The following is a 22,878-nucleotide window of genomic DNA, read 5'->3' on the forward strand; positions in this document are numbered from 1 at the left end:
GGGCAGACCAAACTGTATAAACAGTTTGGTTTGTTTTTTTATAAGACGAACAATATTTATATAGAAAATGAAATTAATATTTTACTCATCAAAAATCAATTTTTTATTTGGTTAGTATTATCATAAAATAAAGAAGTCGTTTTAACGTTTAGATAAATAACAACGTTAAAACGACTTTTTTGATAAGTTGTAAAATCGCTTATCTTATTTTATTAGCATTTGCGTTTATTCTCTTATTTAATAATACAAAGAATAAAATGAATGCTATTGTAATTAAAATGTGACCTAACCCTGCAATGCCAGCAATTGCTGGGCTAACACTAAAGTCTTTCATAGTAGCAATACCGTTGATGAATTGCATAGCAACAGTTACTAATAATCCTAAGTGAAAAATGTAGAAGAAATAATTAAACAGTTTCATATTTTTAGTTAATTTAAGTTGGTGCTCAATAATCATAAATATTAAAAACATAATCGTACCTAAAACTAAAAAGTGCGTATGCGTGACATTTAATTGTGAGTAACCATTGAAATTTTCACCTTTTGACATCTCGCGATAAAATAAGCCACTCAACATCCCCAATAAAGTGTATAACGCTGAACTATACATTAGCCTTTTCATATTTTTAAACCTCCAAATTTATTGTTAATTATAATATAAACTGCAATTGTGAACTCATTATGAACGAGGAATAAAATATTAAAGTTTAGTTAAAGATGGTCGTTTAACTAGAATGTTAGAGTAGGTTAGAAAATTGCAAACGTAGTTATCAGAAATAGTATTATAGACATCTCTAATTTAGCATATATATATTTATCTTTTTCCTTTGTATCTAAATCTTCAAGTTGTTTTACAAATATTTTCCATACCATAGCTATATTTTTTATTTATATAGTTATCATAGCAAGGTTTATTCAAGTCAGTTTTCTGCGTCTTGTTAATGTATCTAATGCATTTAAAAATTCACTCAACTTAATTATTAATATGTTAAGACGTTCAACTCTTTTTATAATAAATATTTAATTGTTTGATTATTTTATAATATTATATATTATTATTGTATGAAGAGAACTTTGCAACAGAACAGATTTGAATAGACGATGAATTATTCTTGTAAATGACAGCGCTTTCTTTAAGTTGTACTATACTCTCTTAAATTATTAGATATCCAAAACCGAAAAGTAAAAGTATGTTATTAAGGACAGTATAACTTTAAGGCAAAAATGCGAAATTTATATATTTTTTAATTAAATAAGGAGGCATCTAAATGACAAAAAAAATACTAAAGCAAAAATATATATTAGGATTAGATATTGGTATTACTTCTGTCGGTTATGGGCTTATAAATAATGATACGAGAGAGGTAATTGATGCAGGTGTGAGGCTTTTTCCAGAAGCTAACGTTGAAAATAATGAAGGACGCCGTTCTAAACGTGGTGCGCGTCGATTAAAAAGAAGGCGTATTCATCGTTTGGAGCGAGTGAAAAATTTGCTCGTACATTATAATTTAATAGATAAAAATCAAACTCCAAAAAGTACTAATCCTTATGAAATTAGAGTGAGGGGTTTGGATGAAGCATTATCGAAAGAAGAATTTGCCATTGCTTTATTACATATCGCGAAACGTCGGGGAATACATAATGTAGCGATATCGATAGATGAACAAGAGGTTAATAATACTTTATCGACTAAAGATCAGTTAAAAAAGAATGCAAAAGACTTAGAAGATAAGTATATTTGTGAATTGCAATTAGAACGTTTAATCGATCAAAAAAAGGTGCGTGGGGAAAGTAATCGCTTTAAAACCGAAGATTTCGTAAGAGAGGCGAAACAACTTTGCCAAACACAAAAACAATTTCACAACATTGATAATCACTTTATCGAACAATACATTAAATTAGTAGCAACAAGAAGGGCTTATTATGAAGGACCAGGTAAAAGTAGCCCTTACGGTTGGGAAGGAGATTTAAAAAAATGGTATGAAATGTTAATGGGCAGATGTACTTATTTTCCAGAAGAATTAAGAAGCGTTAAGCATGCTTATTCCGCTGATTTATTTAATGCATTAAATGATTTGAATAATTTAGTGATTAGTCGAGACGAAAATCCAAAATTAGCATACCATGAAAAATACCATATTATTGAGAATGTGTTTAAACAAAAGAAAACACCTACTTTAAAACAAATTGCCAAAGAAATTGGTGTAAATGAAGGAGATATTAAGGGATATAGAATAAACAAATCCGGGAAACCGCAATTTACAAGCTTCAAATTATATCATGATTTGAACAATATTTTTGAACAATCATCTTACTTAAATGATGAGTCGTTGATGGATGAAATCGCCCAAATTTTAACGATTTATCAAGATGAGGAAAGTATTAAAGAAGCACTAAATCAGTTACCAGAAATGCTTTATGAGACTGAAAAAGATAAAATTTCACACCTTACTGGTTATACTGGTACACACCGAACACCGATTATCATTAAAATGTATCCACCTATTGATAGATGAACTGTGGGAATCATCCGACAATCAAATGCAATTATTTACAAAATTGAATTTAAAACCAAGGAAGGTTGATTTAGGAGAGGCAAATCGTATTCCAACAAGTATGGTAGATGAATTTGTGTTATCTCCGGTAGTTAAACGTTCTTTTATTCAATCTATAAAAGTAATAAATGCAATCATTGAACAGTACGGCTTACCTGAAGATATTATTGTTGAGTTAGCTAGAGAGAAAAATAGTGAGGAAAAGAAACGGATTATTAAAAAACTACAAAAACAAAATGAGGCTACACGTAAAAAGGTAGAGAAAGTATTAAAAGAAAGCGGCAATGAAAATGCCAAAAATATGATAGAGAAAATTAAACTGCATGATAGTCAAGAAGGGAAGTGTCTATACTCACTTGAAGCAATTCCATTAGGCGACTTATTGAGCAATCCAACACATTATGAGGTGGATCATATTATACCGAGATCTGTGGCATTTGATAATTCATTTAATAATAAAGTGTTGGTAAAAAAAGAAGAAAATAGTAAAAAAGCAAACCGTTCGCCATATCAATATTTAAACTCTAATGAATCCAACATTTCATACACTCAATTTAAGCAACATATTTTAAATTTAAGTAAGGCAAAAGACAGAATCCCTAGAAAAAAACGTGATTATTTATTAGAAGAGAGAGACATAAATAAATTTGAAGTTCAAAAGGAATTTATAAACCGTAATCTTGTGGATACACGCTATGCTTCAAGAGAGTTAACGACATTACTGAAAGCATATTTCAATGCTAATGATTTAGCGGTAAAAGTTAAAACAATCAATGGTGGTTTTACAAATTATTTAAGAAAAGTTTGGAAGTTTAAAAAAGATAGAAATGAAGGATACAAACATCATGCTGAAGATGCATTAGTCATTGCAAATGCTGATTTCTTATTCAAAAATCAAAAATCATTAACAAGCGTAAATAGAATATTAGAAAAACCTACACTCGAACAAAGTGAAAGTAAGTATGAAGTAAAAACAGACGACGAATATAGAGAATTATTTGAAGTGCCAAAACAGGTTCAACAAATAAAGGACTTTAAGAATTATAAATTTTCACACCGTGTAGATAAAAAGCCCAATCGTCAACTTATGAATGACACGTTATATTCAACACGAAACATTGAAGGTGTTACGTATACAGTACTTACTTTAAAGGATATTTATGCTAAAAATAATGAAAAAGTGAAGAAGAAAATAACTGATCAACCTGAGAAGTTCTTAATGTATCAACACGACCCTAAAACTTTTAAAAAAATTCAAACAGTCATACAACAGTATGCTGAGGAAAAAAACCCGCTTGCTAAATATTACGAAGAAACAGGAGAGTATATAAAAAAATACGCCAAAAATGAAGATGGACCTGTGATAAAGAAACTGAAATATTTAGATAATAAGTTAGGTAGCCATTTAGATATTAGTGATAATTATATCAACCCTAAAAATAAATTAGTTAAACTTTCTATGAAGTCATTCCGCTTTGATGTTTATCAATCCGAACGAGGCTATAAAATGGTGCCAATTAGTTATATAGATGTATTAAAAAAAGACAATTATTTTTATATACCACAAGTAGTTTATGAAGAAAAAAAGCAACATAAAAATATTGAGGAGCAGGATAAATTTGTTGGCAGTTTTTATAATAACGACTTAATTTCACTCAATGATGAATTGTATAAAATTATCGGTGTAAATAGCGCAGAGAGAAATATAATTGAATTGGACATGGTTGAGATAAGGTATATGGAATACTGCAATATAAATAATATAACTAAAGAGCCTAGAATTAAGAAAACAATTAGTAAGAACACCAAATCAATAGAGAAATATACAACTGATATTTTAGGCAACATGTATCATACACGTCCTTCTAAAAAACCCCAACTTATCTTTAAAAGAGGAATGGCATAATGGGATGGCGAATTGTATACGCAAGTGAAGTTAGTCGTTTAGCACTGAATTTAAACAGCTTGAAAGTCACAAAAGAGATCTTGAGGTAAAGATACCTTTTTAATTTACTACCAGAAGCACTTAATAAATATATAACAATAATATATGGTAGAAAGCCTTAGCTGCTTTATCTTTTATGAAAATGTAGTATAATTTTACTAATCTTAGTACTAAGCAAGGTTTTAGTACTCTGTAATTTTAGGTATGAGTGATTCGATAGCAGCTGGCAAACAAGCAGAAAAACAGTTTTAGTACTCTGTAATTTTAGGTATGAGTGATTCCTCAACACGAATTATTGAATTAGACCGTGGTTTTAGTACTCTGTAATTTTAGGTATGAGTGATTCAAGAAGAAGCAAAAGTAAATAAACCTTTAGGTTTTAGTACTCTGTAATTTTAGGTATGAGTGATTCATATTTTGTTTTATTGTGATAGTGCGAGAAGTTTTAGTACTCTGTAATTTTAGGTATGAGTGATTCTACGTGATTACGATTTAATTGACCTATAATGTTTTAGTACTCTGTAATTTTAGGTATGAGTGATTCTGATATGAGCTTTATTAAAGATAGTGATAAGTTTTAGTACTCTGTAATTTTAGGTATGAGTGATTCTTTAACTCCTGGATTATTCTTTCTTATTTGTTTTAGTACTCTGTAATTTTAGGTATGAGTGATTCCTTTGGTAGTCGCTTGAAAGTGGCTCTCTAAGTTTTAGTATTCTGTAATTTTCAGCTTTACTTATACGAGAATATGAGAAAGACGAAAATCTCTAAAAAGCTTGACTAATAGAAATGAAAGCGCTAATGTATAAGTACAATATATATTGTATTTATACCTAAAGTTACAGAATCTACTAAAACAAGACAATATGTCGTGTTTATCCCACTAATTTATTAGTGGGATTTTTTGTATAGGTGCTTTAACTTATTAAAAAAATTAAGATTACTTTGCCAATAATGCATTTCAGTATTACAGTATGTGATATAGGCTTGTTATTGAGTGAAATTTATTACAAAAACAAAGTCTATCTACAGAAAATCGAATATTGGATAAATTAAACAAAAATATGATTATTTATCATTATTGTTAAAGGATAAAAGTGTATTCACAAGTATTACTGACGTAATAAAGTCGAGAATCGTTTATAGAATAAAGTAATAATTTACATGATAAGACATTATATACATTGCATTCATAGTTTGAATTGTTATTTTGAAATCGAAATATATAATACAACAATAATGTTATAGATTATTCAAAGTATTTTTGAAGTTATTACATAAAATAAGGAGTGGTGAAGTAATTGAATAACCAAGAGAATACTAACCGTAAAATGAAATGGGGATTCATTGGTGCAGTGTATGCTTTTATGATTGTTATGATGGGGACTACACTGCCAACGCCACTATATCCAATTTATAGTGACGCATTTCATTTATCACCGTTAATGATAACAATTATTTATGCCGTTTATGCACTAGGCGTTATTGGTGGTTTGTTAGTATTTGGCCAACTTTCAGATCGCATCGGCAGACGCTATGTACTTATCCCAGGGATTATATTATCTGTACTTAGTGCCGTTGTATTTCTTTCGGCAACTAACGTCGGTCTATTATTATTAGGAAGAGTTATTTCTGGTCTTTCAGCAGGCTTGTTTACTAGTACGGCTACAACAACCATTGTGAATTTAGCGCCTGACGATAAAAAGAACCAAGCTTCAACTATCGCAAGTAGTGTTAATATGTTAGGACTAGGTTTTGGCCCATTGCTTTGTGGTGTGTTGGCACAATATCTTCCATACGCGCTACATTTAGTGTTTATTGTCGATATTGTGTTATTAATTCCTGCATTTATTGCTATTTGGTTAATGCCAGAACCTATTAAAAACAAGCAAAGTTTTCATATTAAAGTTCAAAAATTGAGTGTCCCCTCTGATATTCGTGGCACATTTATCTATGCCATGATTCCAGTATTTGTAGGTTTCTCAATGCTCGGTCTATTTACTGCAATTTCGCCTAATTTCTTAGGAGATATCTTAAACATCCATAACAAAGCAATTATTGGTGTGACAGTATTTTTAGTGTTTTGTGCTTCAACAGTGGGACAATTATTATTCAAACAAAAATCAGATTATAACGTTCTGATGTTAGGTAGTGCGACATTGATAGCAGGCGTAATATTAGTAGGCATTTCATTACTACTTAGTTCATATGTTTTATTACTAATTGGTGCAATTATTTCAGGTTTCGGTCAGGCCTTTAGCTTCCGTGCAGGTTTATCTACAGTGAATACGGTATCGCCAAAAGATAAACAGGCAGAAATTACGTCTGCATTCTTTACTATTGCTTATATAGCGATTTCTATACCTGTAGTGGGCGTAGGATTATTAGAACTAGGGCTTTCTATTCAAGGAGCAGGCGTTATTTTTAGTGTTATTGTTGTGATACTCGCTATGATTTCATTATTGTTATTACTATTTAATTATCAAAAGGGAAGACAAGAGAAAATATAATAGTAATAGAAGCATATCGTTATAGACATTATTCGATTTTTTCAAAGCTGTTATTTGAAAATGAGGTGAATCAATGGAAACAACATGGCATGTTTCAATTAAAGATGAACGCACGCAACAATTAATGAATACAGATAGTGTATTAGCAGGACTAATAACAGACATTGGTGATATTAATAAAAATATACGCCCAGACCCACTGAAGTCTATTATTAGATCGATTGTAGGACAACAAATTTCAGTTAAAGCCGCAGCAACTATCTTTGAACGTTTAACTCAAAAAATAAATAATGATTGGTCTGTCGAGAGGATCAGTAAATTAACTCAAGAAGATATGGCGGAGATAGGACTATCAACAACTAAACAAAAATATCTATTTAATCTTATTGAATATATTAAAGATAAGGCATTGGATTTCACTATATTTACTACATTAAGTAATAGCGAAATCATAAAACGGTTAACTGCCGTTAAAGGTATTGGTAAATGGACGGCCGAAGTATTTCTTATTTTTACAATGCAAAGAGAAGACGTGGTGCCAATTGATGATGTTGGATTACAACGTGCAGCAAAGTATTTATACAAAGCATCTAATGAAAATGGTCGAGAGTTGTTGAAAGCCTGCAAAGCTATTTGGGGTGAGCACGCAACAATCGGGTGTCTCTATTTATGGGAATATATTCATCAATACGATATTTAATATTATTAAAGCTCCCACTTAATTTATAATAAAATAAGTGGGAGCTTCTTAGCGATATATTATAATTAAACATTTAATAATTCATTTAAAGTAACTTTCCAACGTTCTATCACCTCGTTTGGATTATACATATTTACAGTGATACCTGATTTAATTTCGGCATATTTGGCACTATCAATTTTAATAGTTTGGATAATAGCTTCGAAACGTACACGTTCATATTGTTCTACTTCTGGTTTTGGTAGAACAATTGTATCTAACTCTAAATAACAGACTTTTTGATTATATACTATGACTAAATTAGCTTTTTTTAATGATTCTAAACTTAAGGTTGTTGTTGTACGGGGCCATAAGGCAAGACGTAAATGTTTAGAATTAATGGCGATAATTTCCCCTACACTCAGCATAGATGTATGAGGGTAGCCTTCTGAAGTAATAGAGTGCAACGTCATTACAATATGCTGTTTTTGTTCTAAATCTTGACCATTTAGTAATTGTGCAACATCACTTGGTAATTCCATTATCATCGCAACTCCTTTTCACTTACTTTTTTAAATCAGGAATAGGTGGTATTTCATCTAGTTGTTCAAATTCATCTGGATTTAATTTAAATCTTGAATCGTATTTATTAGGGTCTGTAATATTTTCGTGCTCTGTATTTCGCCATGAAAAAGTACAAGTATTACAAATATATACTTCCCAAGCATCATCTTTTGGTGCTCTAGATAATAATTCAACATTCTTTGAATTGCATCTTGGACACATCATATTAATCTTCCTTTCCATCTCTAATACGAGTTAATATATTCATCCATTCATCTTTTTTAGGAGGTACGCCAAGAAGTTCTGTATCACGTGCAACGTCCGCTCCAACAGGAGTTGTCGCATCTATAACTAATTTTGTATGCATACCTGTAGGTTCGGAAGAAGGGTCTAGTGGCATACCTGGAGCATGCGGTACTTTGAAAACATCTTTATCAGGACGAACTCTTGTTGTTAAAGCCCACATGACTTGTTCCAAATTAAATGGGTCCACGAACTCATCTACGATAATTGCAATTTTGGTATACGGCATACCATGTGGTGTAGATAGCAAACGCATTGCGACAGCTTTACCATAACCGCCAAGTCTTGATTTAGTAGAAACAATTGCGCCTATACCGTGTGTATACATTGCATTAACAGCTTCTACTTCAGGGAAATCACGTTTTAGTTGTTTGTATAGTGGTAAACTGGTATTCAAAGCGATGAGGTAATCTATTTCTGTCCATGGCATACCAAGATATAAGTTTTCGAATATTGGATTATTTCGATGCGTTATTTTAGTGATTTTGACAATCGGTTGTTTTCTTGAACCAGAATAACTTCCTGGAAATTCTCCGAATGGACCTTCGATTTCACGTTTTCGCGGTTCAATGTAACCTTCAAGTACAATTTCACTACGTGCTGGAATGTCCAAATTCCCAGTTTCGCTTTTCGTTAATTCAATTGGTTCGCCTTTTAAAGCGCCTGCGAAATCATATTCTGATTGAACATATTCAATTGGTGTACTCGCCATAAAGCTTAATACAGGATCATTACCTAGGCAGATTGCGATAGGTAAAGGTTCATTTTGCTCTTCAGCATGACTTAAATGGACAGCGATATCATGGAATGGTAAAGGTTGGATGCCAACTTTATCTTTACCTTTGACTTGAACACGATAAGTCCCTGCATTCTGTTCTTCATAATTATCTGGTTTGTTTGGGTCTTTACTTACAATTAGCGCTTTTGATAAATAATAGCCTGCATCGAATTCATTAATTCTAAATAATGGCAAAATATCAAATAGATTAATACCATCTTCTTCGCTAATAATGTTTTCTTTTACAGGAGCATCTTTTGCATCTACCCAATTGGGTTTTATAGGGTATTTGTCCCATTTTTCTTTTAATGCAAAAAATTGATCTTTAATTGAAGTGTTTTTAGGTAAATCAAGCATCAAGGCGTGATTTTGCCAACTACCATGGACATTTAACACAAGTGGTGTGTGATAGCCTTTAATATTTTCGACTAATACTGCAGGTCCATTTTCCAAATCTGGTGCATTTCTTCCAATTGCACTCAAATCTGGTTCAGGCATAACTTCATCTTTGACTCTAATTAATTGATTTTCTGATTCTAACAGATCTAAAAATTCTCTTAAATCTTGATAAGCCAATGCGTTCACTTCTTTCTTGTAAAATTGAATGTTTTAAATGATTTATTTGTTCATCTTTTTGTGATGAGTTTTAGATTATGCTTGTTTCGAAAATCCCGTCCATACTTTTCCTGCGGGTAATTTATTTATGCCAAATTGGGCTAGTAAGCGATAAACAATATGGTCAATTAATTCGTTAATGCTTTCTGGATGATTATAAAATGCAGGCATTGCAGGGAAAATTGTTACGCCCATACGTGATAGTTTGAGCATATGTTCTAAGTGGATATCATTTAGGGGTGTTTCGCGTGGCATTAATACGAGTTTTTTTCTTTCTTTAAGCATGACATCTGCTGCTCTCGTAATAAGGTTATCTGCTAAACCTATACTGATAGTAGCCAAAGATTTCATACTACAAGGCGCAACAATCATACCATCTACACTAAATGAGCCGCTTGATATGGCAGCGCCTAAGTTTTTAGGTGAATAGTAATAATCAGATAAGTTACGTACCTCGTCTATACTATAATGTGTTTCTTCATTGATTGTAGTTAAAGCCCATTGGGATACGACTAAATGAGTTTCTACATTTTCTATATCTTTTAAAATTTCTAAAAGTCTAATGCCAAAAATGGCACCAGTAGCTCCAGATATACCTACGATTAATTTCATCTTGCATCCCTCCTCTCATTTGCTAGTATAATTCTAAAAATATACATATAATAAATATATATTAAATATTAAAATAATACTTTTTGAGTATAAAAGAGGTGATTGCAATGGAATTGAGACATTTAAATTATTTTGTAGCAATTGCAGAAAAGGGAAGCATAACTAAAGCGGCAAAGTCGTTAAACATTGCACAACCACCGCTTAGTCGCCAGTTGAAAGATTTGGAGAATGAGCTTGGTTTCAATCTATTTGAAAGAAATAAAAAGAAAAAAGTTAAACTTACTGCGCAAGGTCGTTTTTTTCTGGAAAAAGCTAAATATATATTAAATACAGTAGACGGTGTTTTAGTTGAAGCGGAAGAATTTAATGAGCAAATTAATCAAAAACTAGCTATTGGAACGACAATTTATAGTTCTCAAACGATGTTTAAACAAATAGATCTATTTAAGCAACATAATAAACAAATCTTGTTTAATATTTGGGAATCTAATAGCGTTTCAATCATGGAATTATTAAAAGAACGAAAAATAGATGTGGGTTATATCAACGAGGAATTATACGATAAAGATATTGAGACACAAACTATCGTTGAAGATGAATGCGTTTGCGTCTTGCCTCAACCTATTGCTAAGCTATGTGATAGAGATGCGTTGACAATAGAAGAATTATCACAATTACCTTTAATTTTACTTACTTCAACAACATATAGTGGATTATATAAACAAATTATGGATACTTTTAACACGCATCAACTTGATGCCAATGTACAATGTGAATGTTATGATTCATCAATGTTAATTCAGTTACTATCAAGAGATTATGGTGTTACAATCATGCCAAAATCTTCAATATCAAAATGCATTGCTAAAGATTATGTAATTTTACCAATTCTTGATAATCCATGGTTACCTAAAACAAAAATTGTATGGCGCAAAGAAGGATATACTCCCAAAATTGCTAAGTCATTTATTCAATCAAATCTATATTCTTAAAGTATATAATTAGTTAAGTATAGTAAAATTATTTTAAAATAAAATGTTCAATAGAGAAGTTAAATAGTTGAACGTTATAAATGAGCTTTAAAAATTTTGAAAATAAAAAGGTATGGTCATGACATCAATGAATAGTAAGATCTTTAAGGCTAATGATACTTTGACCGGGATTACTAGAGGACAAGTATAAATAAAATGCAATTTAAAAATTTAATCATGTTAAAGTGTTAATTTTTATTAATGGTGATTTTTTAATTACAACTTTGAAAAAATTATAAAATAACTTTCCAAAGTATTTATTAAATAAAAGTATAAATTTTTAATTGTTTTGTTATACTCTTGTTAATCAATATTATAATTGACGAAATGAGGGTACAAAATGGCGAGCGAAATGCATTTAACAGCTTTAGTTTATAGCACAGGTCTACATCCAGATTCATGGCGACTTCCTAATTCTCATATAGATGAAATTGGAAGTATTGATTTTCAAATTAAGATGGCACAATTGGCTGAACGAGGTAAGTTAGATGCTTTCTTTCTGGGAGATGGGCAATACATCTCAGAAGAAGGTACTGGGCAGATTTCTTACTATTTTGAACCTATAACAGCCTTGGCTGCAGTTTCTCGTGAAACAAAACATATTGGGCTTGTGTCGACGATTTCATCTTCATTTTATGAGCCATATTTAGCCGCACGAATGTTATCAAGTCTAAATCAAATATCGCAAGGACGTATTGGTGCTAATATCGTTACATCACAATTTGATTTAGAAGCTCAAAATTTTTCCATGGATAAGTTACCGTTACTTGATGAAAGATATCACCGTGCAGACGAATTTATTACAGTTATGAAAAAATTGTGGGGGTCTTTTCATAAAAACGCAATTATTAATGACAAAGAAACTGGTGTCGGATTAGATAGTAATCAAATAAAGGCAATTAAACATACTGGTCCACACTTCCAAGTGAATGGTGCAATTAATATACCTACGTCTGAATATGGTCGACCTATATTATTTCAAGCAGGGACATCTATATCAGGAAGAGAGATAGCAGCGCGACATGTTGAAGGTATATTTTCTATTGCTTGGAATATGCAAGATGCGCTGGATTTTAGAGAAGACATTCGTTTACGCGCAATTAAAGAAAATCGTCGTGCACCACTCGTGTTACCTGGTTTAACAGTCTATGTTGATGAAACATACGATAAAGCATACGCTTTAAAACAAGAATTAGATCAATTTGTATCTATAGAGAATAGGAAAAAGCGTTTATCTCAAGCGATAGGGCTAGATATTGCTAATTGGGAAATGGATGAGCGCGTTCCTAACTTGCAACCCTATGAAGAAGTACAACAAAAAGTCGTTAAATCAATTTATATTGCTGTGAAAAATGCCGTTGAAACTGAGGAATTAACTTTGAGACAATTACTCGAACGCTTTTCAACATGGATAGGTCATAAGACGATTGTGGGTACACCTGATATTGTTGCTGACGAAATGATTGAATGGTTCCAGCAAGGGGCGTGTGATGGATTTACATTAATGCCGCCCACATATCCAGATTTATTTGAAAAGTTCATTGACCTCGTCATCCCAGTTTTACAAGAGCGTGGTGTCTTTAGAAAAGAGTATGAGCACGCAACGTTAAAAGGACATTTAGGGTTGATGGAGTATGAGGAAAAAATTAAAAGTCGATAATAAATTATAATTAGTTAGTATTTCTAAAACGCAAAAGAGTCACAAATTTTTAGTTTGTGACTCTTTTTAATATGAAAAGAATGCAATTCTATATTTATAATCCCCAAAATTTATTGAGTTAAATGGTTTTCATTCAATTTACTTAATTCTGAGATAATCTTGTGGCTGTCGGAATTTAAGTTTTTGACATAAACGGTGTTATTGCCGTTTTCGAATTTTTCTACGATGGTATCTACAGCATCTACGGCTGAATCATCCCATAAATGAGCTTTTGAGAAATCTAATTCAACAATACTATTACTTATATTGAAATCAAGGTGACTCATTATAGAATCGATAGATACGAAGAATATTTGTCCGTCAAAAGAAAAACGTTTCATTGAACCTAAGTCATCGTAATCGATATGAACTTTGGATATTTTAGTAGCAAAGAACAGAGCGCTAAATATTACCCCTACAACGACACCGATAGCTAAATTATGTGTCATTAAAACAATAACGACAGTTAATATCATCACAACTGCATCTGTTTTTGGTGCATTTTTAATATATTTGAATGACTTCCAATCAATCGTACCCATTGAAACCATAACCATAATTCCAGCTAAGATTGGCATGGGTATTTGGACAACTAGGTCACCAAGAACAATAATCATAAAGATAAGTAACACACCTGCCGTAAAGGTAGATAATCTACTGTTAGCTCCTGATTTAACATTAATAACCGATTGGCCAATCATTGCACATCCACCCATACCGCCAAAGAACCCAGTAACAATATTGGCGATACCTTGTCCGCGAGATTCTCTGTTTTTACTACTGTAAGTATTCGTTGCGTGATCAACTATTTTGGCAGTTAATAAACTTTCAACAAGCCCGACGATAGCCATTGATAATGAATAAGGAAAAATAATTTTAAATGTATCTATATTAAATGGCACATTAGGTATTAAAAAGTGTGGCAATGTCTGTTTAATGCTTCCTAAATCACCAACAGTTCTTACATTTGCACCTGTGTATAGATAAATAGCTGTTAAAATAATTATTGCCAATAAAGGTGCTGGAATTGCTTTGAAAAATCGTGGCACGATATAAACGATGAGTAATGTTACAAAGACATAAATATATGTCGATATAGAAACGCCGAAAATATGTTCAATTTGAGACATAAATATCATAATCCCTAGTGCGTTTACGAAACCAATCATTACTGAGCGAGGAATGAATTTCATTAGCCGTCCAACTTTAAGTACGCCTAATAATAACTGAATTAATCCCATTAAAATGGTAGCAGCAAATAAATATTCAACACCATATTCTTTAACTAAAGGCGTGACTATTAAAGCAACTGCACCTGTGGCACCTGAAATCATAGCAGGTCTACCGCCTACAATTGCAGTTACACTTGCTATAATAAATGCAGCATATAGTCCTACCATAGGATCTACACCAGCAATAATAGAGAACGCGATAGCTTCAGGTATTAAAGCTAAAGCTACGACTATTCCAGCAAGTATATTTTTACCTGGTTGGTTAAACCATTCAAATTTTAGCTTTTCTAGCATAACCCATACTCCTCTCAAAAAACATCTAACAAAGTATAGCATATTAGTTTCATATTAACACCCCTTTTTGAAACTATATGTTATACTTTCAGCAAAGGTGGTGTAGGATGATGAAATATGGTTATATAAGGCCAGTAACGATAAATGATAGCTTAGAAGAACAGTGCGAAAAAATACTTTTACATACAAATAATATGCATGAAGAAAGCCATGCTAAAAATAAAGACAGATCCACATTAAGTGAATTATTGAATTCGATTTTGCAACATGAAGATGTCTTATACGTTACGGATTTATGTATTCTTGCAGATTCTACTAAACATTTAACCGAAGTATTAGATCATTTTTTGGTAAATAAAATCAGTTTATATGTTATTAACTTAGATAAGGAAATTTCAAGTTCTTATAATGAAGCATTTATAGACACACTACACCACATAGTTGAATTTCAAAGCGATATTGTTAAATTTAGAACACGTTTAGGCATGGAAGATTATACATGGAAAGGGAAAAAGGTAGGAAGGCCTAAGCGTAATGACCAAAACCTTAAAGATGCAGTCGATATGTATATGAGTAAAAAGTTCACCTTAGACGAAATAAAAGCAAAAACAAATATAAGTAGGGCTACTTTATATAGACATCTTGATAGATAAAAGTACTTTAGCATTTCGAAAATAATACTATAAAACATATGAAGCGATTTAAATATATACGCGCAAACCACATCATCCATTGATGTGGTTTTTTTATTTTATAGCAGCATAAAATCTTCTAAAAACATCGGTGTCGAGGCTAAAACAAAAATTTAATTGAAAAATATTATCACTTTTTATTGACAACCATTAATAAAGCGTACTATTATTTGTGTTAAATCGTAACAATTACGATTTGATAAATCATTTAAGAATTTGGCTTTTTGTACTGTTCATTGTTAGTTAACAACGATATTCAATATTTTAAAAGATAAACATTACATAGATGCATTAGAAGCATTAGTTGATGATTATAGTCGATTCATTGTGAATACAACACATAAACAACAATATGAAACGTGGGAAGATGAACAAACAAAAGCATATTTAACGCATCAACTCCAAAACATTACTGCACTATGCGTAAAACAAGTTGAAATTATTCGTGCACGACGATTTTTAGAGGGTAAGGCGTCTCACTCTGGTTATTTTAACAATGTCGAGCACTGTATTGAGGAAGAGTTTGGACAATGGCAAATTACTAATGAAGACAAATTGTTATTGGTCGGAGCAGGAGCTTATCCTATGACATTAATTCAAGTTGCTAAAAAAACGGGTGCCTCAGTCATTGGTATTGATATAGATTCACAAGCAGTGGATTTAGCTCAACGTATTGTTAAGATTTTAGCTCCAAATGACGATATTGAAATTACAGAACATACCGTAGATCAAGTGCAAGATATTAAAGATGTCACGCATGTGATTTTTAGTTCCACAGTTCCGATTAAGTACGATATATTAGACGAGCTATATGCACTCACAAACGAGGATATTGTTGTAGCAATGCGTTATGGTGATGGGATTAAAAAGTTATTTAATTTTCCTTCGCAATCTCCTGATGCAAACAAGTGGCACTGTGTTGATAAACGGATAAGACCTTATCAGATTTTTGATATTGCGTTCTATAAGAAGGCAGCAATCAAAGTAGGTGTAAAAGATGTCTAAAATATTAATCATTGGGACGGGGCCAGTAGCTATTCAACTGGCTAACATTTGTTATAAATATACGGATACAATCATTGATATGGTAGGACGTGCTACTACTTCTACTAAATCTCAACGTTTATTTCAAGCATATAAACGTGACGGGTATTTTGAGGTAATGGCTCAGAACGCGATACATCAGCATTTAACTGGGCAATTCCAGGTTAATAATTTATATGGTGATTTAAGTCAAGTGAAGGACGAGTACGACACAGTTATTATGGCCTGTACGGCCGACGCTTATCACAATGTATTACGACAATTACCTACACCAACTTTAGAAAATATTAAGCATATTGTTTTAGTATCGCCAACGTTCGGTTCTCACATGATTGTTGAACAATTTATTATGAAGTTCAATAAAGATATTGAAGTTATCTCCTATTCAACATATATAGGAGATACACGAGTCATTAATCACATGGCTCCTAATCGAGTATTAACCACTGGCGTTAAAACTAAAATATATATGGGATCTAATCATGAGTTTTCAGAAATGACAGGATATCTAAAAGATTTATTTCAACGATTGAAAATAAAGATGTCAGTTATGGCATCGCCACTACATGCTGAGTCGCGCAACAGTTCCCTATACTTACATCCACCATTATTTATGAATGATTTCTCATTAACCGCCGTATTTGATGGCACAAAAGTACCAGTATATATTTATAAATTGTTTCCTGAAGGACCAATTACGATGACATTGATTCACGAAATGCGATTGATGTGGAAAGAAATATCGACTATAACGCAAAAGTTAAATGTACCTACAATTAACCTGTTGGAATTTATGACAAAAGAAAATTACCCTGTGAAAGCAGAATCGATAGATAAAGATAACATTGAAAACTTTGAAACATTGCCAAATATATTACAAGAATATTTATTGTATGTGAGATATTCTGCAATTCTCATTGATCCATTTTCAAAACCAGATAATAAGGGACGTTATTTTGATTTTTCCGCAGTTCCTATACAAAGGGTTGATCAAGATGAACAACAAATAATACGTATACCTCGTATGCCTAGTGAAGATTATTATCGAACAGCTATTATTCAACATATTGCAAAACTTCTTGGTATTGCTACACCAATGATAGATAAGTTTTTACAAAGGTATATTGAGCGCTGTCAAAGATACAGATTAGAGCATCCAGATCAACGCTTGTCATCACAATTTGATATAGAACTTTTTAAAGAAGATATGGATTTAATTACAAGATTTTTAGAAATAAAAAAGATAGTTTAGCAGTGTGACATGACAGTTTGCTAAAGGCACAAATTATTAAATGATTTTGGACATTACATAAAATAACCAACACAATTTTTCTATACGGAAAGAGGAAAAAGCATGAGAAAACTAGCAAAATTAAGTTCGATGTTACTGATATCAGGAGTGATATTAACTGGTTGTGGTAACGATAAAGAACTGGAAGATAAGAAAAAGAATAAACAATTAACTTATACAACAGTTAAAGATATCGGTGATATGAATCCGCATGTTTATGGTGGCTCTATGTCTGCAGAAGCTATGATTTATGAACCATTAGTTCGTAATACTAAAGCAGGTATCAAGCCACTATTAGCAAAGAAATGGGATGTGTCAAAGGATGGCAAAACGTATACTTTCTATCTACGTGAAGATGTGAAATTCCATGACGGAGAACGATTTGATGCTGAAGCAGTTAAGAAAAATATAGAAGCTGTCCAACAGAATAAAAAATTACATTCTTGGCTGAAAATATCGACTTTGATTAATGACGTTAACGTTAAAAATAAATATACTGTAGAAATCAATTTAAAAGAAGCTTATCAGCCTACTTTGGCAGAATTAGCTATGCCAAGACCTTACGTTTTTGTGTCTCCTAAAGATTTTAAAAATGGTACTACAAAAGATGGCGTAAAACGTTTTGATGGCACCGGTCCATTTAAATTAGGTGAACACAAAAAAGATGAGTCAGCAAATTTCCTGAAAAATAATGATTATTGGGGAGAAAAGCCTAAATTAAACAAGGTGCAAGCAAAGGTGGTACCGGCTGGCGAGACGGCTTTCTTATCTATGAAAAAAGGGGAAACAAACTTTGCTTTTACTGACGATAGAGGTACGGATAGCTTAGATAAAGACGCTTTAAAACAATTAAAAGACACAGGCGATTATCAAGTGAAAAAGAGTCAATCAATGAATACGAAAATGTTAGTAGTAAACTCTGGTAAGAACAATAGTACCGTAAGTGATAAGACTGTGAGACAGGCAATTGGGCATATGATTAACAGAGATAAAATTACTAAAGAAATTTTAGATGGACAAGAAAAGCCTGCAACACAATTATTTGCTAAAAATGTCGCTGATATTAATTTTGATATCCCTACACGTCAATATAATATTAAAAAAGCAGCATCGTTATTGGATGAGGCAGGTTGGAAAAAAACGAAAGATAGTGATGTGCGTGAAAAAAACGGTAAAGCACTTGCAATGTCAATGGTCTATGACAAAGGTTCTTCGAGTCAAAAAGAACAAGCTGAGTTTTTACAGGCAGAATTTAAAAAAATGGGTGTTAAATTAAATATTAATGGCGAAACTTCAGACAAAATTGCTGAACGTCGTACTTCCGGAGATTATGATTTAATGTTTAACCAAACTTGGGGATTGTTGTATGATCCACAAAGTACAGTAGCTGCATTTAAAGCTAAAAATGGTTACGAAAGTGCCACTGCAGGTATTGCGAATAAAGATAAATTATATGGCGAAATTGATAATGTATTTAAAATTCAAAATGACAAAATGCGTTCAGCAGCATATAAAAACATATTACAACAGATTGATGATGAGGGAGTATTTATACCAATTTCACATGGCAATATGACAGTTGTTGCACCTAAAGATTTAGAGAAAGTTTCATTTACACAGTCACAATATGAATTACCGTTTAACGAGATGCAGTATAAATAAAGGAGTACTGATATGTTCAAGTTTATCTTAAAACGTATTGCACTTATGTTTCCATTGATGATTGTAGTAAGTTTTATGACTTTTTTACTAACTTATATCACAGATGCAAACCCAGCTGTAACTATTTTGCATGCGCAAGGCACACCAAATGTAACTCCTGAACTTATTGCGGAAACTAATAAAAAATATGGTTTAAACGAGCCACTACTTATTCAGTATAAAAATTGGTTGGTTCAAGCAGTGCAGTTCAATTTCGGCACGAGTTATATTACTGGTGACCCTGTGGCTCAACGCATTAGTTCTGCATTCATAAACACTTTGAAATTAACGATAATTTCTAGTATTGCAGTAATAATTACATCAATAGTATTAGGCGTCGTTAGTGCACTAACTAGAGGAAAGATTACTGATTATACTATTCGTTCAGTTGCTTTTTTTCTAACATCATTACCATCATATTGGGTTGCTTCAATATTAATTATTTATGTATCAGTGAAATTAAACTTACTACCGACTTCAGGTTTATCGGGACCTGAAAGTTACATATTACCAGTTACTGTTATTACCATTACCTATGCCAGTATTTATTTTAGAAATATAAGAAGTTCGATAATAGAACAATTGAATGAAGCGTACGTACTTTATTTGAGAGCATGTGGTGTTAAATCAATTACCTTAATGCTCCATGTCTTGCGTAATGCATTACAGGTTGCAGTATCAATCTTTTGTATGTCGATACCGATGATTATGGGGGGACTAGTAGTTATAGAATATGTATTTGCTTGGCCGGGCCTAGGCCAATTAAGTCTTAAAGCTATATTAGAACATGACTTTCCCGTTATACAAGCGTATGTATTAATCGTAGCAATTTTGTTTATAGTTTTTAATACGCTTGCAGATATCATTAATGCGCTTTTAAATCCAAGATTAAGGGAGGCGCTATGATGATTTTTTCTAAAGGTTTATTTCGAGACACAAAGATAATAGTTCCCATGGCCATTATTGGTGTATATATGTTTTTAGGGTTAGCAGCGCCATTAGTAACATTGTATGAACCTAATCATATAGATACTACAAATAAATTTGCTGGTATAAGTTTGCGCCATTTGTTAGGAACAGATCATTTAGGTAGAGATGTATTAACAAGACTGATTTATGCGATAAGACCAAGCTTAATGTATGTATTTGTAGCCTTGTTTCTCTCTGTATTAATCGGTGCAATGCTGGGTTTTGTGTCTGGGTATTTTAAAGGTTATATCGATGCTTTGATCATGCGTATATGTGATGTAATGCTAGCATTTCCGAGCTATGTATTGACTCTAGCATTGATTGCACTTTTTGGAATAGGTATAGAAAACATTATTTTGGCATTTATATTAACGCGTTGGGCATGGTTTTGTCGTATTATTCGTACAAGCGTTATGCAATATACGGCTGCTAATCATGTTAAATTTGCTAATGCTATTGGTATGAATGATTTGAAGATAATATATAAGCATATCATGCCATTAACACTTGCTGATATCGCTATTATTTCTAGTAGTTCGATGTGTTCAATGATACTGCAAATATCAGGATTTTCATTTTTAGGTTTGGGTGTGAAGGCGCCTACTGCTGAATGGGGCATGATGTTGAATGAATCAAGAAAAGTAATGTTCACACATCCAGAATTGATGTTTGCACCTGCCATTGCTATTGCCATTATTGTGATGGTATTCAACTTTTTATCAGATGCTATACAAATGACAATTGATCCACGAATTTCTTCTAAAGAAAAATTAAATGGCATGAAGAAAGAGGTGGAAGGCTCATGACATTATTATCTGTTAATCAATTAAAAATTATAGACACATGGACTGATACGATACTCGTTAAAGATGTCCACTTCACATTAAACAAAGGTGAAACATTAGGCATTATTGGCGAGAGTGGAAGTGGAAAGTCAATTACTTGCAAATCGCTAATTGGATTGAATCCAGCACGTTTAAAAATTGAAGGGTCAGTAAATTTTGATGGGATAGATATGTTAAAGCTCTCCGAACATCAATTGAAAAAGCATAGAGGCAAAGATATTGCGATGATTATGCAGCAAGGTAGCCGTGCATTTGATCCATCGACGACTGTAGGTAAACAAATGTTTGAAACAATGAAAGTACATACTAATTTATCGATAAAAGAAATTGAAGCTACTTTGATAGAGCATATGGAGCACATGAGCTTAAACAATCCTAAACACGTATTAAAGTCTTATCCGTATATGTTGTCCGGCGGTATGTTGCAACGTTTAATGATAACTCTAGCATTGGCATTACAACCGAAATTAATTATTGCAGATGAGCCAACAACAGCACTAGATACGATTACCCAATACGATGTATTGGCAACATTTCAACAAATTAAAGACCATCTCGACTGCGCTATAATTTTTATTTCACATGACTTATCAGTGATTAATAAAATTGCTGATCGAGTTGTCGTGATGAAAAGTGGACGACTTATTGAAGAAGGAAGAAAAGAAATTGTCTTTTCAAATCCTAAGGAGGAATATACTAAATATTTATTGTCGACAAAAAAGAAGATGAATGAACACTTTAAACGTGTGATGAGAGGTGACATTAATGCTTGAAATTAAGAATGTTGAAAAGTCATATGGTAGTTCAAGACTCTTTCGTCGTAGGCAAGCACCCATTATAAAAGGGGTATCGTTTCAATGTCCTCTTGGTGAAACTATTGCAATTATAGGTGAAAGTGGAAGTGGAAAATCAACGCTCAGTAGATTGATTTTAGGAATAGAAAAGCCAGACAAAGGTACGATTATATTAGATGGTAAACCAATACATAAGAAAAAAATACGTCGTGGCCAGATTGCTGCAGTTTTTCAAGATTATACATCTTCATTACATCCCTTCCAAACTATTAGAGAGATATTGTTTGAAGTTTTATGTCATTGTGGCGTTCGAGATAAATTAGGAAAAGAAACACAAGCCATTGCGTTACTTGAAGAAGTAGGGTTGTCTAAGGCATATATGGATAAATATCCAACTATGTTATCCGGTGGTGAAGCACAGCGAGTCGCTATAGCACGAGCGATAAGTTTAAAACCTAAATATATTTTGTTTGATGAGGCGATTAGTTCTCTTGATATGTCTATTCAAATTCAAATACTAGATCTATTGATACGTCTACGCTCCAAACGAAAGTTAAGCTATATTTTTATCACACATGATATACAAGCTGCCACTTATTTATGTGAGCAATTAATTATTTTTAAAAGTGGCAAAATCGAAGAACAAATAAAAACAGCTGACTTACATCACAGTCATAATGCTTATACGACAGCATTAATTGATAAACAGCTATCATTCTAAGGAG

20 protein-coding genes, 1 pseudogene and 1 CRISPR repeat array are annotated in these 22,878 nt (G+C 32.3%); of the genes and pseudogenes, 14 read left to right on the forward strand and 7 right to left on the reverse strand.

Features of this window, described 5'->3' with window-relative positions; translation table 11 throughout:
- Positions 1-199: 199 nt before the first annotated feature.
- Both ISP02_RS00210 and ISP02_RS13090 read right to left on the reverse strand, forming a co-directional pair.
- A complete protein-coding gene (locus ISP02_RS00210; protein WP_195719625.1) occupies positions 200-622 on the reverse strand; it encodes a DUF2871 domain-containing protein in 423 nt (140 codons plus the stop codon).
- A gap of 125 nt (positions 623-747) precedes the next feature.
- Positions 748-873 (reverse strand): hypothetical protein, encoded by a 126-nt coding sequence (locus tag ISP02_RS13090; RefSeq protein ID WP_268933145.1) that lies wholly within the window; start codon positions 871-873, stop codon positions 748-750.
- A 395-nt stretch (positions 874-1,268) separates the two neighbouring features.
- Here ISP02_RS13090 and cas9 (ISP02_RS13095) point away from each other — a divergent pair, with 395 nt between their 5' ends.
- From cas9 (ISP02_RS13095) to ISP02_RS00225, 4 genes are all read left to right on the forward strand, one after another.
- Positions 1,269-2,516, forward strand: coding sequence for a type II CRISPR RNA-guided endonuclease Cas9 (cas9, locus tag ISP02_RS13095; RefSeq protein WP_268933146.1), 1,248 nt, complete (start codon positions 1,269-1,271; stop codon positions 2,514-2,516).
- Complete coding sequence (cas9, locus tag ISP02_RS13100; protein WP_328805994.1) at positions 2,419-4,461, forward strand: type II CRISPR RNA-guided endonuclease Cas9; 2,043 nt, start codon at positions 2,419-2,421, stop codon at positions 4,459-4,461. Before cas9 (ISP02_RS13095) ends, cas9 (ISP02_RS13100) begins: the two co-directional genes overlap by 98 nt.
- A gap of 218 nt (positions 4,462-4,679) precedes the next feature.
- Positions 4,680-5,175: a CRISPR direct-repeat array (repeat unit 36 nt; unit sequence GTTTTAGTACTCTGTAATTTTAGGTATGAGTGATTC).
- Between the two features lie 626 nt (positions 5,176-5,801).
- Positions 5,802-7,010 carry an MFS transporter gene (locus ISP02_RS00220; protein ID WP_195719626.1) on the forward strand — a complete coding sequence of 403 codons (1,209 nt, stop codon included), beginning with the start codon at positions 5,802-5,804 and terminating at the stop codon, positions 7,008-7,010.
- Positions 7,011-7,083: 73 nt separating this feature from the next.
- Complete coding sequence (locus ISP02_RS00225; protein WP_195719627.1) at positions 7,084-7,710, forward strand: DNA-3-methyladenine glycosylase family protein; 627 nt, start codon at positions 7,084-7,086, stop codon at positions 7,708-7,710.
- 65 nt (positions 7,711-7,775) lie between these two features.
- Here the strand turns inward: ISP02_RS00225 and ISP02_RS00230 are convergent, their stop codons facing one another.
- From ISP02_RS00230 to ISP02_RS00245, 4 genes are all read right to left on the reverse strand, one after another.
- Positions 7,776-8,231, reverse strand: coding sequence for a pyridoxamine 5'-phosphate oxidase family protein (locus ISP02_RS00230; protein WP_195719628.1), 456 nt, complete (start codon positions 8,229-8,231; stop codon positions 7,776-7,778).
- A gap of 22 nt (positions 8,232-8,253) precedes the next feature.
- A complete protein-coding gene (locus tag ISP02_RS00235) occupies positions 8,254-8,478 on the reverse strand; it encodes a non-oxidative hydroxyarylic acid decarboxylases subunit D (protein ID WP_195719629.1) in 225 nt (74 codons plus the stop codon).
- A 1-nt stretch (position 8,479) separates the two neighbouring features.
- Positions 8,480-9,910: a non-oxidative hydroxyarylic acid decarboxylases subunit C gene (locus tag ISP02_RS00240; RefSeq protein ID WP_195719630.1), complete on the reverse strand. Its 1,431-nt coding sequence runs from the start codon at positions 9,908-9,910 to the stop codon at positions 8,480-8,482.
- Between the two features lie 75 nt (positions 9,911-9,985).
- On the reverse strand, positions 9,986-10,561 hold the full coding sequence (locus tag ISP02_RS00245; protein ID WP_195719631.1) for a UbiX family flavin prenyltransferase: 576 nt from the start codon (positions 10,559-10,561) through the stop codon (positions 9,986-9,988).
- A gap of 107 nt (positions 10,562-10,668) precedes the next feature.
- Here ISP02_RS00245 and ISP02_RS00250 point away from each other — a divergent pair, with 107 nt between their 5' ends.
- Together ISP02_RS00250 and ISP02_RS00255 are read left to right on the forward strand one after the other, a co-directional pair.
- Positions 10,669-11,553, forward strand: coding sequence for a LysR family transcriptional regulator (locus ISP02_RS00250; RefSeq protein WP_195719632.1), 885 nt, complete (start codon positions 10,669-10,671; stop codon positions 11,551-11,553).
- Between the two features lie 379 nt (positions 11,554-11,932).
- Positions 11,933-13,252, forward strand: a complete 1,320-nt coding sequence (locus ISP02_RS00255) for an NtaA/DmoA family FMN-dependent monooxygenase (RefSeq protein ID WP_195719633.1) — start codon at positions 11,933-11,935, stop codon at positions 13,250-13,252.
- A 110-nt stretch (positions 13,253-13,362) separates the two neighbouring features.
- Here the strand turns inward: ISP02_RS00255 and ISP02_RS00260 are convergent, their stop codons facing one another.
- Positions 13,363-14,817, reverse strand: coding sequence for a SulP family inorganic anion transporter (locus ISP02_RS00260; protein ID WP_195719634.1), 1,455 nt, complete (start codon positions 14,815-14,817; stop codon positions 13,363-13,365).
- 110 nt (positions 14,818-14,927) lie between these two features.
- Here ISP02_RS00260 and ISP02_RS00265 point away from each other — a divergent pair, with 110 nt between their 5' ends.
- From ISP02_RS00265 to ISP02_RS00300, 8 genes and pseudogenes are all read left to right on the forward strand, one after another.
- Positions 14,928-15,470, forward strand: coding sequence for a recombinase family protein (locus tag ISP02_RS00265; protein ID WP_195721795.1), 543 nt, complete (start codon positions 14,928-14,930; stop codon positions 15,468-15,470).
- Between the two features lie 300 nt (positions 15,471-15,770).
- Positions 15,771-16,514 (forward strand): annotated as a pseudogene (gene cntL, locus ISP02_RS00270) (staphylopine biosynthesis enzyme CntL); the annotation flags it as partial.
- Positions 16,507-17,805 carry a staphylopine biosynthesis dehydrogenase gene (cntM, locus tag ISP02_RS00275; RefSeq protein WP_195719635.1) on the forward strand — a complete coding sequence of 433 codons (1,299 nt, stop codon included), beginning with the start codon at positions 16,507-16,509 and terminating at the stop codon, positions 17,803-17,805. The pseudogene cntL and the gene cntM, both read left to right, overlap by 8 nt.
- Before the next feature lie 102 nt (positions 17,806-17,907).
- Positions 17,908-19,506, forward strand: a complete 1,599-nt coding sequence (cntA, locus tag ISP02_RS00280; protein ID WP_195719636.1) for a staphylopine-dependent metal ABC transporter substrate-binding lipoprotein CntA — start codon at positions 17,908-17,910, stop codon at positions 19,504-19,506.
- Between the two features lie 12 nt (positions 19,507-19,518).
- Positions 19,519-20,451: a nickel/cobalt ABC transporter permease gene (gene opp1B, locus ISP02_RS00285; RefSeq protein ID WP_195719637.1), complete on the forward strand. Its 933-nt coding sequence runs from the start codon at positions 19,519-19,521 to the stop codon at positions 20,449-20,451.
- Positions 20,451-21,320, forward strand: coding sequence for a staphylopine uptake ABC transporter permease subunit CntC (cntC, locus tag ISP02_RS00290; protein ID WP_195719638.1), 870 nt, complete (start codon positions 20,451-20,453; stop codon positions 21,318-21,320). Before opp1B ends, cntC begins: the two co-directional genes overlap by 1 nt.
- Positions 21,317-22,132, forward strand: coding sequence for a staphylopine uptake ABC transporter ATP-binding protein CntD (cntD, locus tag ISP02_RS00295; protein WP_195719639.1), 816 nt, complete (start codon positions 21,317-21,319; stop codon positions 22,130-22,132). Before cntC ends, cntD begins: the two co-directional genes overlap by 4 nt.
- A complete protein-coding gene (locus tag ISP02_RS00300) occupies positions 22,125-22,874 on the forward strand; it encodes an ABC transporter ATP-binding protein (protein WP_195719640.1) in 750 nt (249 codons plus the stop codon). Before cntD ends, ISP02_RS00300 begins: the two co-directional genes overlap by 8 nt.
- Positions 22,875-22,878: the final 4 nt, after the last annotated feature.

The organism is Staphylococcus durrellii, from assembly GCF_015594545.1.
Taxonomy (GTDB): domain Bacteria; phylum Bacillota; class Bacilli; order Staphylococcales; family Staphylococcaceae; genus Staphylococcus; species Staphylococcus durrellii.